The sequence below is a fragment of the Helicobacter pylori genome, from assembly GCF_011175115.1.
Lineage (GTDB): Bacteria > Campylobacterota > Campylobacteria > Campylobacterales > Helicobacteraceae > Helicobacter > Helicobacter pylori_DF.
In genome coordinates, this window is sequence record NZ_SHOW01000005.1 from 53,891 (window position 1) to 71,549 (window position 17,659).

The 17,659-nt window shown below is 42.3% G+C and carries 12 protein-coding genes and 5 tRNA genes; all 17 read right to left on the reverse strand.

Translation table 11 applies throughout. The features are described from left to right. Positions 1-513: 513 nt before the first annotated feature. The 17 genes from fusA to EXS92_RS05935 all read right to left on the reverse strand — a co-directional run bounded on the left by fusA (position 514) and on the right by EXS92_RS05935 (position 17,615). On the reverse strand, positions 514-2,592 hold the full coding sequence (fusA, locus tag EXS92_RS05855) for an elongation factor G (RefSeq protein WP_108356091.1): 2,079 nt from the start codon (positions 2,590-2,592) through the stop codon (positions 514-516). A gap of 11 nt (positions 2,593-2,603) precedes the next feature. Beyond that, complete coding sequence (rpsG, locus tag EXS92_RS05860; RefSeq protein WP_001254357.1) at positions 2,604-3,071, reverse strand: 30S ribosomal protein S7; 468 nt, start codon at positions 3,069-3,071, stop codon at positions 2,604-2,606. A 15-nt stretch (positions 3,072-3,086) separates the two neighbouring features. Next, complete coding sequence (rpsL, locus tag EXS92_RS05865; RefSeq protein ID WP_001142321.1) at positions 3,087-3,494, reverse strand: 30S ribosomal protein S12; 408 nt, start codon at positions 3,492-3,494, stop codon at positions 3,087-3,089. An 88-nt stretch (positions 3,495-3,582) separates the two neighbouring features. After that, complete coding sequence (locus EXS92_RS05870) at positions 3,583-12,255, reverse strand: DNA-directed RNA polymerase subunit beta/beta' (protein WP_165515861.1); 8,673 nt, start codon at positions 12,253-12,255, stop codon at positions 3,583-3,585. Between the two features lie 221 nt (positions 12,256-12,476). Beyond that, a complete protein-coding gene (rplL, locus tag EXS92_RS05875) occupies positions 12,477-12,854 on the reverse strand; it encodes a 50S ribosomal protein L7/L12 (RefSeq protein WP_001018228.1) in 378 nt (125 codons plus the stop codon). A gap of 44 nt (positions 12,855-12,898) precedes the next feature. After that, positions 12,899-13,393, reverse strand: coding sequence for a 50S ribosomal protein L10 (gene rplJ, locus EXS92_RS05880; protein WP_165515862.1), 495 nt, complete (start codon positions 13,391-13,393; stop codon positions 12,899-12,901). Positions 13,394-13,501: 108 nt separating this feature from the next. Further along, positions 13,502-14,206, reverse strand: coding sequence for a 50S ribosomal protein L1 (rplA, locus tag EXS92_RS05885; RefSeq protein ID WP_001085847.1), 705 nt, complete (start codon positions 14,204-14,206; stop codon positions 13,502-13,504). Between the two features lie 44 nt (positions 14,207-14,250). Next, positions 14,251-14,676: a 50S ribosomal protein L11 gene (rplK, locus tag EXS92_RS05890; protein ID WP_001086000.1), complete on the reverse strand. Its 426-nt coding sequence runs from the start codon at positions 14,674-14,676 to the stop codon at positions 14,251-14,253. A 17-nt stretch (positions 14,677-14,693) separates the two neighbouring features. Further along, on the reverse strand, positions 14,694-15,221 hold the full coding sequence (nusG, locus tag EXS92_RS05895) for a transcription termination/antitermination protein NusG (RefSeq protein ID WP_001846772.1): 528 nt from the start codon (positions 15,219-15,221) through the stop codon (positions 14,694-14,696). A gap of 30 nt (positions 15,222-15,251) precedes the next feature. Then, positions 15,252-15,431: a preprotein translocase subunit SecE gene (secE, locus tag EXS92_RS05900; RefSeq protein WP_000362122.1), complete on the reverse strand. Its 180-nt coding sequence runs from the start codon at positions 15,429-15,431 to the stop codon at positions 15,252-15,254. Between the two features lie 142 nt (positions 15,432-15,573). Next, positions 15,574-15,649: transfer RNA gene (locus EXS92_RS05905), tRNA-Trp, on the reverse strand. 39 nt (positions 15,650-15,688) lie between these two features. After that, positions 15,689-15,847 (reverse strand): 50S ribosomal protein L33, encoded by a 159-nt coding sequence (gene rpmG / locus EXS92_RS05910; protein ID WP_000865159.1) that lies wholly within the window; start codon positions 15,845-15,847, stop codon positions 15,689-15,691. A 56-nt stretch (positions 15,848-15,903) separates the two neighbouring features. Continuing rightward, complete coding sequence (gene tuf, locus EXS92_RS05915; protein ID WP_001040574.1) at positions 15,904-17,103, reverse strand: elongation factor Tu; 1,200 nt, start codon at positions 17,101-17,103, stop codon at positions 15,904-15,906. A gap of 126 nt (positions 17,104-17,229) precedes the next feature. Further along, a tRNA-Thr gene (locus EXS92_RS05920) sits at positions 17,230-17,304 on the reverse strand. 30 nt (positions 17,305-17,334) lie between these two features. Further along, positions 17,335-17,411: transfer RNA gene (locus EXS92_RS05925), tRNA-Gly, on the reverse strand. Between the two features lie 16 nt (positions 17,412-17,427). Beyond that, positions 17,428-17,512: transfer RNA gene (locus tag EXS92_RS05930), tRNA-Tyr, on the reverse strand. A gap of 27 nt (positions 17,513-17,539) precedes the next feature. Further along, positions 17,540-17,615 (reverse strand) — tRNA-Thr (locus EXS92_RS05935). Positions 17,616-17,659 lie beyond the last annotated feature (44 nt).

Genomic DNA, 17,659 nt, shown 5'->3' on the forward strand with positions numbered 1-17,659 from the left:
AAGGCATTTTAACAAGGCTTTGTTTTAATAAAAAATTGATTATAAAAATTTGAAAAATACCAAAAAGCGTTTTTTAAGATTGAATACAAAAGAGCTTGTCGTTAGTCAAGCAAAATTTCTTGTAAGGCGGTCTTATAGTGTAAGAGTTATTTCAAAATGTACCCTCTATCTCTTAAAAAATGAGTTTTAAATAAACTTAAGAAAATGAATTTTACTATAAAACAAAATAACCAAAACCCCATTTTTTAAAAATTAAAAAGTTTTAGTTACCCCTATTTGACAAGAATAGAGCGAAAAATCAATTTCATAGGCAAACTAAAAACGAAAAAAGATAGCTAAAAGGATAAAAGGGAGAATAAACCCACTCAAAAAGTCTTTTTAATTCAAAAGAGAAAGAATTTAATTCAAAAGAGAAAGAATTTAATTCAAAAGAGAAAGAATTTAATTCAAAAGAGAAAGAATTTAGATAGCACTTGCAACAACGCCCTCTCACAAGAGAGCGTTATTACAAAATCAGCCTTTGCGTTTTTCCACGATTTCCTTAGCGATATTGCTAGGCACTTCGCCATAATGATCAAACTCCATAGAGTAAGTCCCACGCCCTTGAGTGGCTGATCGTAAATCTGTGGAATAACCAAACATTTCCACTAACGGCACGAAAGCGTTCACGATTTTCAAGCCTAATCTATCGTCCATAGAATTGATTTGCCCTCTTCTTCTGTTTAAATCGCCAATCACATCACCCATGTATTCTTCAGGGACTTCCACTTCCACTTTCATCATAGGCTCTAATAAAACCGGGTTAGCCGCACGACTCGCTTCTTTAAACGCCATAGAGCCAGCGATTTTAAACGCCATTTCTGAAGAATCCACATCATGGTAGCTCCCATCATAAAGGGTAACTTTAAAATCCACCACCGGATAGCCCGCCAAAACGCCATTTTGCATCGCTTCTTGAATACCCTTATCCACCGCAGGGATATATTCTTTAGGGATCACGCCCCCAGAAATTTCATTCACAAATTCATACCCACTGCCAGGCTCTTTAGGCTCAAGCTTGATAAACACATGCCCGTATTGCCCACGACCACCGCTTTGCTTAGCGTATTTATGCTCTTTGCTCACGCTTGAGCGGATAGTCTCTCTAAAGGCGACTTGCGGCTGACCGATTTCAGCTTCCACCTTAAATTCTCTCTTCAATCTATCCACGATGATTTCTAGGTGCAATTCACCCATACCGCCAATGAGAGTTTGCCCGGTTTCTTCTTGAGTCATCACCCTAAAGCTTGGATCCTCTTCAGCGAGCTTGCCTAACGCTACGCCCATTTTTTCCTGGTCTGCTTTCGTCTTAGGCTCCACAGCAATGTGAATGACCGGCTCAGGAAATTCCATTCTCTCTAGAACAACCGCATTTTTTTCATCGCAAAGCGTGTCCCCAGTTAGCGTGTCTTTTAAGCCCACAAACGCACAAATCTCACCCGCATAAACTTCTTTAATGTCTTCTCTCTTATTGGAGTGCATTTTAAGGAGTCTTCCCACGCGCTCTTTTTTGTCTTTGGTGGAGTTATACACATAGCTACCGGACTCTAGCTTGCCGCGATACACGCGCACAAAAGTGAGTTGGCCCACAAAAGGATCCGTCATGATTTTAAACGCCAAACCGGCAAACTCGCCATCATCGCTGGATTTCACAAAAACCTCTTCTTCAGTTTTTGGATCAATCCCCTTAATATCCACAACCTCCGTAGGCGCTGGCAGGTAATCAATGACTGCGTCTAATAAAGTCTGTACGCCTTTATTTTTAAAAGAAGAACCACAAAGCATGGGGACAAGGCTCATGTTCAAACAACCCGCTTTAATGCCTTTTTTGATTTCTTCAATACTCAATTCTTCACCGCCTAAATACTTTTCCATCAAGGCTTCATCTTGCTCAGCTACGGCTTCTACAAGCTTTTCTCGGTATTGTTTAGCCTTTTCTAACAAATCGCTAGGGATTTCTTCCACATCGTATTTGGCTCCCATGGTTTCATTATTCCAAACGATCGCTTTCATTTGGACTAAATCAATCACGCCAATGAAAGTGTCTTCAGCCCCAATAGGGATATTAATAGGCACAGGATTAGCTTTCAAGCGAAGCTTAATCTGGTTTTCTACATTATAGAAATTCGCCCCAATCCTATCCATTTTATTGACAAAAACAATCCTAGGCACGCCGTATTTATTCGCTTGACGCCACACGGTCTCGCTTTGAGGCTGCACGCCCCCAACCGAGCAAAACACCGAAACCGCGCCATCCAGCACGCGCATGGATCGCTCCACTTCAATAGTGAAATCCACATGCCCTGGGGTGTCAATCAAATTGATTTGGTGATCTTTCCAAAAACAAGTCGTTGCCGCAGAAGTGATAGTGATCCCTCTTTCTTTTTCTTGCTCCATCCAATCCATTGTCGCTGCACCGTCATGCACTTCACCAATCTTATGGCTCACGCCTGTGTAGAATAGAATCCTTTCAGAAGTGGTGGTTTTCCCAGCATCAATGTGAGCGGCGATACCGATATTTCTGATCCTGTTTAATGGGGTTTTTCTAGCCATTCTAACTCCAATTACCAGCGGTAGTGCGCGAACGCTTTATTCGCTTCTGCCATTTTATGCACATCTTCTTTTTTCTTAAAAGCCGCACCCTTATCGCTAGCCGCATCCATAAGTTCGTTAGCCAGTCTATCCACCATCATTCTTTCATTGCGTTTTCTGGTCGCTTCTAAAATCCAACGGATAGATAGCGACTGCTGGCGGCTCGCCCTCACTTCTACCGGCACTTGATAGGTAGCCCCACCCACTCTTCTGCTGCGCACTTCCACTAAAGGACGCACTCTTTCTAGGGCTTTTTCAAACACTTCAATCCCTTTTTCACCGCTTTTTTCTTCAATCTTATTAAAAGCTTTGTAAATGATTTTTTCCGCTACGCTTTTCTTGCCATCGAACATCATTTTATTGATAAACTTCGTTACCACCTTGTTCCCATAAACAGGATCGCCCAAAACCTCCCTAACGGGTGCTTTTCTTCTTCTCATGTTTTTGTTTTCCTCTTATTTTTTCTTGTTGTCGGTTGCTTTCTTGTCGGTTGCTTTAGCTTTTTTAGTCCCATATTTAGAGCGTGAAACCGTTCTTTTATTGACCCCTGCAGTGTCTAAAGCACCACGAACGATGTGGTATTTCACACCGGGTAAATCCTTAACCCTACCCCCACGCACTAACACAATGGAGTGTTCTTGCAAGTTATGCCCTTCACCAGGGATATAACTGATCACTTCAAATTTACTGGTCAAACGGACCTTAGCGACCTTTCTTAAAGCCGAGTTAGGCTTTTTAGGGGTAGTCGTATAAACCCTAGTACAAACCCCTCTTCTTTGAGGGCATTCCACTAATGCAGGTGATTTCGTTTTTTTAACCACCTTTTTCCTTTCTTTTCTAATCAACTGATTGATAGTAGGCACTATTCTTCCTTATTCTAAAAATTTAAAACTAAAAGTTCCCCCATTTTACCCTAATTTTTCTTTTAAAAATCTTAACCGATTTTTTATATCAAAATTTAGAGTTATCCTCAAGCGTTCTTAGCACGATTTTTTTATTCTTATACATGCCCGTTCCCACAGGGATCATCCTCCCCAACACCACATTCTCTTTCAAATCCTCTAAAAAGTCTTTTTTCATAGCGATACTGGCTTCTGTTAAAACTTTAGTCGTTTCTTGGAAAGAGGCCGCTGAAATGATGCTATCGCTCCCAATAGCCGCTCTAGTGATCCCTAAAAGCACCGGTTCAGCAATCGCTGGCTCGCCTTTTAAAGCGATCACACGAGCGTTTTCTTCTTTGAAGAGTTTTTTACTGACTAAATCCCCTTCAATAAACTTGCTATCCCCGCTGTCTAAAATACGCACTTGCCTTAGCATTTGAGAGACAATGATTTCAATGTGCTTGTCGGCAATGCTTACCCCCTGCCTGCGATACACTTGCTGGACTTCGCTCACAATGTATTTATAAAGCTCTTTTTCGCCGCTGATCCTTAAAATATCATGGCTTGAGATTACTCCATCTGTCATCGCTTCTCCCGCATGCACAAATTCATCGGCATGCACTAAAATTTGCTTACCTTTATCCACAAAATAATCCATGGAACGGCCATCTTTAGAAGTTACGATGATGTGTTCTTTATTGCGAATGGGTTTGCCAAAACTCACAATCCCATCCACTTCAGAAAGGATCGCCACATCTTTAGGCTTGGGTTTTCTCGCTTCAAAGAGTTCAGAAACCCTTGGGAGACCCCCAGTAATATCCCTGGATTTAACGGTCGCTTTAGGGATTTTCGCTAACACTTCAGCCTGCTCCACGCTAGAGCCATCGCTAATGGCGATAGAAGTTTTTGGCTCTAGGAAATAACGCATCTCTTCGCCATTAGCCCCCTCTAAAAACAAGCTTGGTTTGTACCCGCTTGGGATGTAATCGTTCACCACTAAACTGGTGATACCGGTATTTTCGTCTTCTTTTTCAGCGACCGTAACCCCTGCGATAATATCCACAAAACTCACCTTACCCTTAAAGTCCGCAATGATAGGGGTGTTGTAAGGATCCCATGTGGCAATCGTTTTGAAAGTGTTAGTCGTGGGTTTAGAAATCACGCTATTAGCGCTCACTTCACTATTATCATCAATCAAGATCTCAGAACCCCTAGCGATATAATGGCGAGCGGCTTCCCTACCATTATCATCAGCTACCACCGCAAACAAGCCTTTTTCGCTCACAATATCGCCCCTTTTGATCCCATGGGTGCGCTCTAAATGATTAGCCTCTAAAACATAGTATTTGATTGCGCCTTTTTCTTTGGCATACACATCTTGTGCAATAGGGTCATTATCCCTAACTAGCAATTCGCTCGCATAAGGGATGCGATTAGGCACATTCCAGCCCTCTTGGATAATATCAGCGATACTTCCCCCCTTATGCACCTTATGCCCACTAGCATAAGGCAAATACACTTTCCCCTCAATCTTACCGCCAACGCCGGCTAATTCGCTCGGCTTGACAATATCGCTTCTTCTTAAAACGAACTTAGCTTCTTGCTCGCCATTTTTCACGCTCACAACGACTTCTTCATAGACCGTTTCAATGCGTAATTCCCCATCAAAAGGTGCTTTAATCTTAGGCTCTACCACTAAAATAGAAGCGTTACGGCGGTTAGCGATAATGTTTTTACCATCTTTATTCGTGTAAGTCCTAAGGTTGTAAAAACGCACAAAACCTTCTTTGCTCGCTACAATTTCGCGCTCATCCTGACTCCTGCTCGCTGTCCCGCCCACATGGAAAGTCCTTAAAGTGAGCTGCGTTCCAGGCTCCCCAATAGATTGCGCGGCTACCACGCCCACCGCTTCACCTGGATAACTCATCTTGCCTTCGCCCAAATTCAAGCCATAACATTTCGTGCACACGCCCTTTGGCGCTTTACAAGTTACTGGGGTGCGGATCGTAATGGATTTAATCCCGGCTTCAACCACCTTTTTAGCGCCCTCTTCATCAATCAAAGTGTCCGCATAAAGCAAGATTTCATTCGTAATGGGATCGATCACATCTTCTAATAAAACGCGCCCAAAAATACGCTCCTCTAGAGGTTCAATCAGCTCACTCCCCACCGCAATATCCGTGATTTCAATCCCTTCATGCGTGCCGCAATCATCAGACACCACCTTGACATTTTGCGAGACATCAATGAGCTTTCTGGTCAAATACCCCGCATTGGCTGTTTTTAGCGCTGTATCCGCTAAGCCCTTTCTAGCGCCATGCGTAGAATTGAAGTATTCTAAGACATTCAACCCCTCTTTAAAGTTAGAAATAATGGGCGTTTCAATGATGCTGCCATCTGGCTTTGTCATAAGACCCCTCATCGCTGAAAGCTGACGGATTTGCGCCGCACTACCCCTTGCGCCGCTATCTGCCATCATATAAATAGAGTTAAAGCCCTCTTTATCTTTTGCGATAGTGCTCATCATTTCTTTACTCATTCTGTCATTGACTTCAGTCCAAGTGTCAATGATCTTATTGTAACGCTCTTGGTCAGTGAGCAGCCCTTGATCGTATTGTTGCTGGATTTTTTTAATCTCTATTTTGGCTTTTTCCACCATTTTTTGCTTGTCTTTTGGCGTGATAATATCTTCCATAGAGATAGAAATACCAGCCTTAGTCGCATACCTAAAGCCAAGCGTTTTTAAATTATCCAAAAAGGTTGCGGTAATGCCAATACCACCGACTTTATGCACATAATCCACAAGCACGCCAATATCTTTTTTCTTCATGGGTCTGTTCCACAAATCAGTAGGGATAAAGTCAGGCAAAATGGACTTGATGATCATGCGCCCCGCGCTCGTAGCGATAATATTCCCTCGATCTAAAACCCTAATCTTTGCGTGGATGTCTAATTCTTTCGTGTCAATAGCAGTGATGATTTCATTCACGCTAGAAAAAAGTTTATGCTCGCCCTTGACCCCGCTCTTTTCCAAAGAAAGATAATAAAGCCCTAAAACCATATCCTGGCTAGGAATGGCTACGGCTTTACCGCTAGCGGGCAGAAGGATATTCATAGAGCTTAGCATCAGCACCTTGCATTCAGCGATCGCTTCCTGGCTTAAAGGCACATGCACCGCCATTTGATCCCCGTCAAAATCGGCGTTAAACGCTGAACACACTAACGGGTGCAATTGGATCGCTTTACCATCAATCAGCTTTGGATGGAACGCCTGAATGGATTGCTTGTGCAAGGTAGGAGCGCGGTTGAGCAGCACCGGATACCCCTCTGTGATTTCTTGCAAGCATTCCCACACTTCATTGCTCTTTTGTTCAATCATGCGTTTAGCTTGTTTGAGCGTGGTGGCATAGCCTCTCTCTTCAAGCTTGGATAACAAATGCGGTTTGAAGAGTTCTAACGCCATGTTTTTAGGCAACCCACATTCATCCATTTTAAGGTTAGGCCCAACCACAATCACGCTTCTGCCTGAAAAATCCACGCGCTTGCCTAAAAGGTTTTGCCTGAAACGCCCTTGCTTGCCTTTAATGATTTCACTGAGCGATTTTAAAGGGCGCTTGTTAGCCCCTTTAACCGCATTGGTGCTGCGGCCGTTATCAAAAAGCACATCCACGGCTTCTTGCAGCATCCTTTTTTCATTGCGCACAATGATTTCTGGCGCCCCAAGCTCCATTAGGCGTTTCAAGCGTTGGTTACGATTGATGACACGACGATACAATTCATTCACATCGCTGACCGCAAACTTCCCGCCATCTAGTGCGACTAAAGGCCTTAAATCCGGTGGCAATACCGGTAAAACCGTGAGCATCATCCACTCAGGCCTGTTACCAGAATTTAAAAAGCTTTCTACCACTTTCAAACGCTTAATGAGTTTTTTCTTTTTCGCATCGGAATTGGTGTCCTTCACTTCTTCTTTCAAGCTCTGCAATAAGGTGATCAAATCAATTTCTTCTAACAAATCCTTGATCGCTTCGCCACCCATTTGCGCTACAAAGCCCCTGTCTTCGTATCTTCGTGAGATATTTTGATACTGCTCTTCATTCAAAATATCGTATTTCATCACAAGCTTAGTGCCTTCATTGTCATAAGCGGCTTCGCCTGGTTCTTTAACGATATAAGCTTCATAATACAACACGCGCTCTAAGTCTTTCATCTTAACGCCTAAAAGCGTGCCGATACGGCTAGGCAAGGAATTGACATACCAGATATGCGCTACAGGAGTGGCCAATTCAATATGCCCCATTCTGAAACGCCTGACTTTGGAGTGCGTGATCGCCACGCCGCATTTTTCGCATGTGCCAATGTCTTTGAAGCGAGGCTTTTTGTATTTACCGCACAAGCATTCATAATCTTTAGTGGGGCCAAAGATTTTCATGCAAAACAAGCCGTCTCGTTCAGGTTTTAGGGTGCGATAATTGATCGTTTCTGGCTTTTTAACTTCCCCATAACTCCAAGAATGGATTTTTTCAGGGCTGGCTAGAGTGAGCTGGAAAGAGCTAAAGTCTTTAGGCCTGTCATCTTCTTTAATGACAATGGGTTTAGGTGCTCCATCTTCATCCACATCGTCCCCAAAAATATTAATATCCAAAGCGAGCGATTGCAATTCTTTAGTCAAAACATAGAAAGTCTCAGGGATTTCACTCTCACCCACTTGCTCACCTTTAGCGATAGCCCTATAAGCGTTCTCTCTGCCTCTAATATCATCGGATTTAATGGTAAGCATTTCTTTTAGAGTGTGCGCTGCACCATAAGCTTCTAGCGCCCACACTTCCATTTCCCCAAACCTTTGACCCCCAAAGAGCGCTTTACCCCCAACAGGCTGGTGCGTTACTAAGCTATAAGGGCCTGTGCTTCTGGCATGGACTTTTTCATCCACTAAATGGTGGAGTTTGATCATATACATGTAGCCCACATTCACGCGTTCCCTCATTTTTTCGCCTGTGCGCCCGTCATACAGATCCATTTTGCCATCCATAGCGATCTTGGCTAATTCAAACAGCTTGTAAAATTTTTCTTGCGAGATGCCTTCAAACACAGGGATAGCCATCTTAACGCCCTTGCTCCAATCTTTAGCGTATTCCAAAAGCTCTTCATCAGAGCAATTCTCAAGCACATGGATTGTCAAGGGGTCTTTTTCATTAATGGCGTTAGCGATTTCTAGCATTTTAGCGCGCAATTCTTTGGCAAAATCTTTAGTTTTATCCTCTAGCATGCTAGCGATTTGTTTCCCAAATTCTTTCCCCACTAAGCCTAAATGCATTTCTAAAATCTGTCCGATGTTCATGCGGCTTGGCACGCCTAAAGGGTTTAAGACAATATCCACAGGCTCGCCATCAGCGGTATAAGGCATATCCGCAACCGGCACGATATTAGACACAATCCCTTTATTCCCATGCCTTCCTGCCATTTTATCGCCCACTTTAAGCTTCCGTTTTGTAGCGATATAGAGCTTGACTTTTTTGATCACGCCATTAGGCAAAATATCGTCTTTTTCTAAAATAGAGAGCTTTTCTTCATGCTCTTCGCCCAAAACTTTCTTTTGCTCTAAGAAATTGTTTTTAGTCACTTCATAGTGGTTTTGCACTTCTTTAGAATACTTTTTGACTAAACTGGCCAAAGTGAAGCGGTTGATTGAAGCGATTTCTTCTTTAGGGATTTGATCGCCTTCTTTATAATCCTTACCATTGTGGCTGAAAGGCTCTTCTAAAATCGCTTGAGAAAGGAGCGAACTGACGCGCAACAATTCTTCTCTATTAAGCATGGTCAAGCGGTCAAAATGCTCCATATCAAGCTTGGCTTTTTCTTCTTCATACGCGCTCAAAACTCGCGCGTCTTTCTCATAGCCTTTTTTAGTGAAGACCTTCACATCAATCACCGTGCCTTCCAAACTGGGGGGGCAATACAAACTCTTATTGACCACATGCCCGGCTTTATCCCCAAAAATAGCCCTTAAGAGCCGCTCTTCAGGCGTGCTTTTAATCTCGCCTTTAGGAGAAGTCTTGCCCACTAAAATCATGCCAGCGCTCACATAAGTACCGACTTTAACGATCCCGCTTTCATCAAGATGGGCGAGCGCTTCTTCTTTCACGTCAGGAATATCAGCGGTAAATTCCTCCACGCCATGCTTAAGCTCCCTAGCGTCCACTTCTTTTTCATAAATGTGCGTGGAAGTGAAAACATCGTCTTTAGTGATGCGCTCACTCACCACGATCGCGTCTTCAAAATTGTAGCCATTCCAAGGCATGAACGCCACGCGCACATTTTTCCCTAACGCTAACTCGCCTCTATCCATGCTAGGGCCATCAGCGATGATTTGCCCGGCTTCCACTTTATCGCCCACCTTAACGATAGGGACTTGATTGAAACTGGTGTTTTGGTTGGTGCGTAAGTTTTTTTGCAAAGAATACGCATCAATATAGGCTTCTTCTTTGCCTTCGCCTAAAATATAAATATTTTTAGAATCAATTTTTTCTACAACGCCTGCGCGATTGGCTTTGATCGCTCCCCAAGAATCCCTAGCGATAATTTTTTCAATCCCTGTGCCTACAATGGGAGCGTCGCTTCTTAATAACGGCACGGCTTGGCGCTGCATGTTAGTCCCCATTAAAGCGCGGTTAGCGTCATCATGCTCTAAGAAAGGAATGAGCGATGCGGCGACCCCTACTAGCATGCTAGAGCTTAAATCCATTAAGGTTACTTTACTCTTTTCGTTTAAAACGATTTCGCCTTCCACGCGCGTTTCAATCAAATCGCCCAAAATATTACCCTCTTCATCAATGGGGGTGCTTGCGGGAGCGATGATGTGGCTGTCTTCTTGAATAGCGGTCAAATAAATCGTCTCACCCACTACCTTGCCATCCACAACCTTTTTATAAGGGGCTTCAATAAAGCCTAAATCATTCACCCTCGTGAAAGTGGAAAGGGTGTTGATCAAACCGATATTTTGACCTTCTGGGGTCTCAATGGGACAAATTCGGCCATAATGCGTGGGGTGCACATCCCTAGCTTCAAACCCTACCCTGTCTTTCACCAACCCCCCTTCACCGAGCGCTGAAAGGCGTCGTTTGTGCGTAACTTCACTCAAAGGGTTAGTTTGATCCATGAATTGCGAGAGCTGACCGCCCATGAAAAATTCCATGATGGTGCTGGTGATCATTTTAGAATTAACCAAGTCATGGGGCATGAGCGAATCAAAAGCCCCGCTCATGGTAGTGAGCTTGTCTTTAATGGTCTTTTGCATTTTCACTAAGCCTGAATGCAATTCATTGGCCAATAGTTCCCCTACCGCTCTGATCCTACGATTGCCCAAGTGATCCCTATCATCAATCTTGCCCTGATTGTTTTTGATTTTCATGAGGTATTTAACGGTGGTGATAATATCTTCATGCGTTAAAGTCGTGATGTAATCAGGCACATGCAAGCCTAACTTGTGATTCATTTTCATGCGCCCCACCATGGTCAAATCATAGCGTTCAGGGTCAAAGAAAAGTTTTTTGACAAATTGCTTAGCCACTTCAGTCGTAACAGGATCGCCTGGTTTCATAACCTTATGGATACGAATCGCTGCTAGAGCGTTTTCATCATCAATTTTTTCCGTTTGCTTGAGCAATTTCAAAGACTCATAATCGGCCAAAAAAGAATGGATAATGGAAGCGTCATGCCCTAACGCTAGATCGTTGATGATCACAAATTCTTGCACGCCTAAATCGTGGATTTTTTCTAATTTGTTTTTATCTAGCTGAGTGAGCATGTCCAATAAGACTTCTTTCCCCACCATAACAGGCTCAGCTAAATGACGATTGAGTAAAATATCCATAGGGTATTCCACCCATTCTAGATGGTTTTCTTTAAGCTCTTTAATCTTTCTTGAAGTGAGCTTTTTTCCTGCTAAAAGGATAACCTTGCCTTGAGGATCTTTCAAGTCAAATTCCATTCTTTGATTGGCGTCTAATGAGGCAAACGGGATCAAATATTTATCGTTTTCATAACGCACTTTAACAAGCGGGTAGAACATTTTGATGATGTCTTGTTTTTGATAATCCATTGCCCTGAATAAAATGGTAACAGGCACTTTACGGCGTTTGTTGATACGAGCATACAAAACATCTTTAGAATCGTATTCAAAATACAGCCACGAACCCCTATCAGGGATGATTTGCCCTGTGTAAATGATCTTGTTTAAAGAAGTGCTGGACTCTTCTTCTTTAAAAATCACACCGGGGCTTCTGTGGAGCTGATTGACCACCACGCGCTCCACCCCATTGATAATAAATGAAGTGCGTTCTGTCATCAAAGGGATCTCACGAATGAAAATGCTTTGTTCTTTAATATCCTTGATACCGTTCTTTTCGCCACTTTTGGTATCTTTTTCCCACAAGATCAAGCGCACTTTAATTTTGAGGGGGATAGAGTAGGTAATACCCCTCTCCATCGCTTCTCTAACAGTGTATTTAGACTTGCCAAATTCGCAACCCGCGTATTCTAAAGTGATGCGGTTATGCTCATCTTGGATAGGGAAAATGGATTTAAAAACCTTTTCAATCCCGCTCTCTTTACCCTCTTTAGAATACAAGAAAGAATCATAGCTGTCTCGTTGTAATAATAATAAATTAGGAACTTCTAAATCTGTCGGGGTTTTTGTAAAATCAGCTCTCAAGCGGTTTTTTAGGGGAATTTTTTTTGACATATTTCAAGCCTTTGATCAAAAATTTTGAGTTATTTAATGCATTAATTCAAGTAAGCATTGCAAAAGGATCTTTAAACTTTAGAACCATCCATGATAAAAATACCAAACCCACCTGCAATACTAACCACTTTAGGCTACACGCTCACAAACAAAATCATGGAGCAAAATCATCTGCCACACTAGAGCAGAGAAAGGCGCAAAGACCTTTCTGTTTTTAAGTCTTACTTGACTTCAACCTTAGCACCTACTTCTTCAAGTTTCTTCTTGATGGTTTCAGCTTCTTCTTTATTCACGCCCTCTTTAAGCACATGAGGGGTTTTTTCGGTAGCGTCTTTAGCTTCTTTTAGGCCAAGCCCGGTGATTTCACGAACCACTTTAATCACCTTGATTTTTTCAGCGCCGCTATCAGCCAAAATCACATTAAATTCGGTTTTTTCTTCGCTCTCAGCCGCAGCACCACCGGCTACAGCCGCACCGGCTACGACCGTTGGAGTCGCGCTCACGCCAAATTTTTCCTCAAACATTTTAACCAATTCAGAAAGCTCTAAAACGCTCAATGAACCAATATACTCTAACACTTCTTCTTTTGAAATTGCCATAATCCAATCCTTCAAATTTTTTTAATTAAAGCCATCATAGGCTCTTAGTTTTCTTCTTTCGCTTTACGCAAATTGTCTAAACCGGTCACAAAATAACGCGCCGGAGCCGTCCAAACAGAAAGCAACATTCCCATAAGCTCTTCTTTGCTCGGGAGTTTTGAAACCACTTCCACATGAGCTACGCTAACGCTTTCTTTATCAAACAAGCCCGCTTTCAACACAAAGTGATCTTTATGCTCTTTTTGGAAATCAAACACGAGTTTAGAGAGAGCGATTTGATCACCGCCCCACAAAAACACATTGGTTTCTTTCAAATCCAAATCAGAATAGCCGGCCTCTTTCATGGCAATATGAGCAAGAGTGTTCTTAATCACTTGCACTTTAATGCCTTGAGTGCGAGCCTTATTCCTTAAAGCTTCCAACTTTTTCACGCTAAGACCCTTATAATCGCAAATCAAAAGGGCTTTGGCGCTATCAAATTGCGATTTTAAGTTAGCGACTAGCTCTACTTTATGCTGCCTTTGATGTTGTTTTTGCATCTTTTCCTCCTTTCTAGACTAGACCTCTGCAAGATTATCTTTTTAAAAAAGAAATTTTAAGCTTTTTAGCTCTTACGATCTTCAGCCTAAGATTAAAAACTCCTAACGCTATTTAATATCCATCAATTCCTGTGCGTCCAAACTCACTGAAGGCGACATGGTGAGCGAAAGAGCGGCGTTTCTAATATACTTGCCTTTCGCACTACTGGGTTTTAGGCGGTTGATCGTTTTAACCAACTCAAGCATGTTTTCTTTGATTTTTTCTTCAGGAAAACTCGCTTTGCCAATAGGGGCATGAACATTGCCCTTTTTATCCACCCTGAAATTCACTTGACCGCTTTTAGCGTTAGTAACCGCTTTAGCAATATCCATCGTAACGGTTCCGGTTTTAGGGTTTGGCATCAAACCCTTAGGGCCTAAAATCCTACCCACTTTACCGACAACCGCCATCATATCAGGCGTTGCGATCACCATGTCAAAATCAATACGGCCGTTTTTGATTTCTTCAGCCAAATCGTCTCCGCCAACGACATCAGCCCCAGCGTTTTTGGCTTCATCTTGCTTGATGTCTTTTGCAAAAACGGCCACTCTTACTTTTTTCCCTGTTCCATGAGGAAGCACCACCGCACCGCGCACCATTTGATCCGCATGCCTTGGATCAACCCCTAGCCTTAACGCTACTTCCACGGTTTCATCAAATTTGGCTGAAGCGAGGGATTTAACCACCTCTACGCCTTGCTCTACGCCATACGCTTTATCGTTTTGAATTTTAGAAAAAAGTTTTTCCAATCTTTTAAATACTTTTTTTGCCACGATTCTAATCCTTAAAAATTTCTTTCAATTCCAACAAAACCCAATCAATCCACAACTTCTACGCCCATGCTCCTAGCGCTACCCATAACGATTTTTTTGGCCGCTTCCATGGTGCTTGTGTTTAAATCTTCCATTTTCAATTGCACAATCTCTTCCACTTGCTTGTGGGTGAGCTTTGCGATCTTATTTTTGAGCGGGTTGTCAGAACCTTTTTCAACCCCAGAAGCTTTTTTGATCAAATCCGTTACCGGAGGCTTTTTAGTGATGAAAGTAAAACTTTTGTCTTGATAAACCGTGATAATCACTGGGATATTAAAACTCCCCATGTCTTTAGTTCTCTCATTAAAAGCCTTACAAAATTCCATGATATTAACCCCTCTTTGGCCCAACGCTGGCCCTACGGGAGGTGAAGGGTTTGCCTTACCGGCAGGGATTTGAAGTTTGATTTCTCCGACTACTTTTTTAGCCATGTTTTCTCCTTAAAAAGTTATATAATTTTTTCCACTTGCGAATGCAAAATCTCTATTGGAGTGTTCCTACCAAAAATAGAAACATTGAGCTTGAGTTTGCGGTGCTCCACATCATACTCTTCCACCGTAGCGGTAAAGTTCGCAAAAGGGCCTTCCACCACGCGCACCACTTCGCCTTGCTCAAAAAAGATTTTTGGCTTGGGGGCTGCTCGGTTATTCATTTTTTCTAGAATATGCCCAATATCCGCTTCACTCAATGGGGTTGGCTTTTTATTTTCTCCAATAAAACGGCTCACTCTTGGCAAAGATTGTATCTTATGCCACAAAACCGTATCTAAATCCACCTTAATAAAAACATACCCAGGATAAAGGCTTCGTTCCGTTACTTTCGTCTTGCTTTTTTTAGAAACCTCTATAATATCTTCAGTAGGTACAATGATCTCTTGTATCCTATCTCTTATATTATGGTCATTCGCTAGATTCTCAATCGCTTTCTTAACGGACTGCTCGCTCCCTGAATAAGTTTGTATAGCATACCAATCCATCATTATTCTCCTTAATTTAAAGCCACCAACCTATAGAACACTAGAGACAAAAGCCCCCAGAAAAAAATCCAACAAAGCTAAAAACAGCGTGATAGCACTCACCACCACCAAAACAGAAACAAGCGCGTTGCGTATCTGCTCCTTAATAGGAAATATCACTTTAGAAAGCTCTTCTCTAGCTAATTTATATTGCATGAGCCATTTATCCATAGTTTCTTTTCGCCCTCACTTAAACTTCATACATTTATACATTAAAAGAATTTTCAATCTTATCCAAAATAGCTTAAACTAAAATTAAAAAATTCAAAAACAATCCAATTGAAACAAAAATTTGATAGAATAAATTAGTAGATGGCAGGCCAGGAGGGACTCGAACCCCCAACAACCGGTTTTGGAGACCGACGCTCTACCATTGGAGCTACTGACCTAACCTCCCCTCCTTTTCAATCACAACACAAAAGAAAGAACTAGCTCTTCAATTTGATTTCTTTATGAAGAGTGTGTTTGTTTTCCCTTGGGCAGAACTTCTTAAGCTCCAGTTTTTCAGTGTTAGTTTTAGCGTTCTTGGTTGTGCTGTAATTGATGTCTTCACAATCAGAACATTTCAACCCTATTTTAACTTTCATGATAACCCTTTATTAGCGACCTTTATGGTAACTTTTTTACTTCCATATGAGTAAGATTATTCAATAATATTGCTCACAACACCAGCACCAACAGTCCTACCGCCTTCACGAATCGCAAATTTAGTTCCCAACTCTAACGCAACAGGGCTAATCAATTCTACAGTGATTTTCACATTATCGCCAGGCATAACCATTTCTACGCCTTCAGGAAGGGTGATAGAGCCAGTCACATCAGTCGTGCGCACATAGAATTGCGGGCGGTAATTGGTGAAGAATGGAGTGTGTCTCCCGCCTTCTTCTTTAGAAAGGACATAAATTTCTCCCTCAAATTTCTTGTGCGGAGTGATAGAACCTGGTTTGCATAGAACCATACCGCGTTCTACTTCTTCTTTTTTAGTTCCTCTCAAAAGCACGCCCACATTATCGCCGGCTTCACCTTTTTCTAATTCTTTTCTAAACATTTCTACACCGGTTACAGTCGTTTTTTGTGTAGGTCTGATACCAACGATTTCCACTTCATCGCCCACTTTCACCACGCCTCTTTCAATCCTACCTGTAACCACAGTCCCTCTACCTGCGATAGAAAACACGTCTTCAACCGGCATCAAGAAAGTTTTTTCAGTGTCTCTTTCTGGAGTAGGGATATAGGCATCCACTTCAGCCATGAGTTTAAGCACTTTTTCACCCCATTCACCCACATTACCAGCCTTTGCTTCTTCTAAAGCTCTCAAAGCTGAACCCGCTATGATAGGAGTGTCATCGCCAGGGAATTCATACGCGCTCAACAACTCGCGCACTTCCATTTCTACAAGTTCCAACAATTCTTGGTCATCTACCATGTCTTGTTTGTTTAAGAAAACAACAATGTGAGGCACGCCTACTTGACGAGACAATAAGATATGTTCTCTAGTTTGAGGCATAGGACCATCAGCTGCAGAAACAACCAAAATCGCTCCGTCCATTTGCGCCGCACCGGTGATCATGTTTTTTACATAGTCAGCGTGTCCTGGGCAATCCACATGCGCATAGTGTCTGTTTTCAGTCTCATATTCAATGTGAGAAGTAGCGATAGTGATCCCTCTTTCTTTTTCTTCAGGGGCGTTATCAATATTATCATAGTCTTTCATTTCTGCAAGACCTTTCAAAGAAAGCACCGCTGAAATCGCTGCACTCAAAGTCGTTTTACCATGGTCTACATGCCCAATGGTTCCAATATTAACATGTGGCTTAGTTCTATTAAACTTTTCTTTTGCCATTTGTATTTCTCCTTAATTTTTTGAAATGGATTTTAGAATTATACTAAACAAAATCCTAAGTATTCCTAAATGCTACCACAAAATTTAAGACATTTTTGTCTTATCGCCATTCAAGAGATTATAAACTGGAGCCTATAAGCGGAATTGAACCGCCGACCTCTTCCTTACCAAGGAAGTGCTCTGCCTCTGAGCTATATAGGCGTCTCAAAAACTAAAATGTTATCCTAAAAATGGAGCGGGAAACGGGGCTCGAACCCGCGACCCTCAGCTTGGAAGGCTGATGCTCTAGCCAACTGAGCTATTCCCGCATCTAAAAAAACAAAATGGTGGTGAGACGTGGATTCGAACCACGGAAGACATAGTCAGCAGATTTACAGTCTGCCCTCGTTGGCCACTTGAGTATCTCACCAAAAACTTCGCAAAATAACATTTTAACTGGAGCTGGCTAAGGGACTTGAACCCCCGACCTGCTGCTTACAAGGCAGCTGCTCTACCAACTGAGCTAAGCCAGCAACTAAAATAATCAAAGACTTGGGATTATAGCAGTTTTATACTT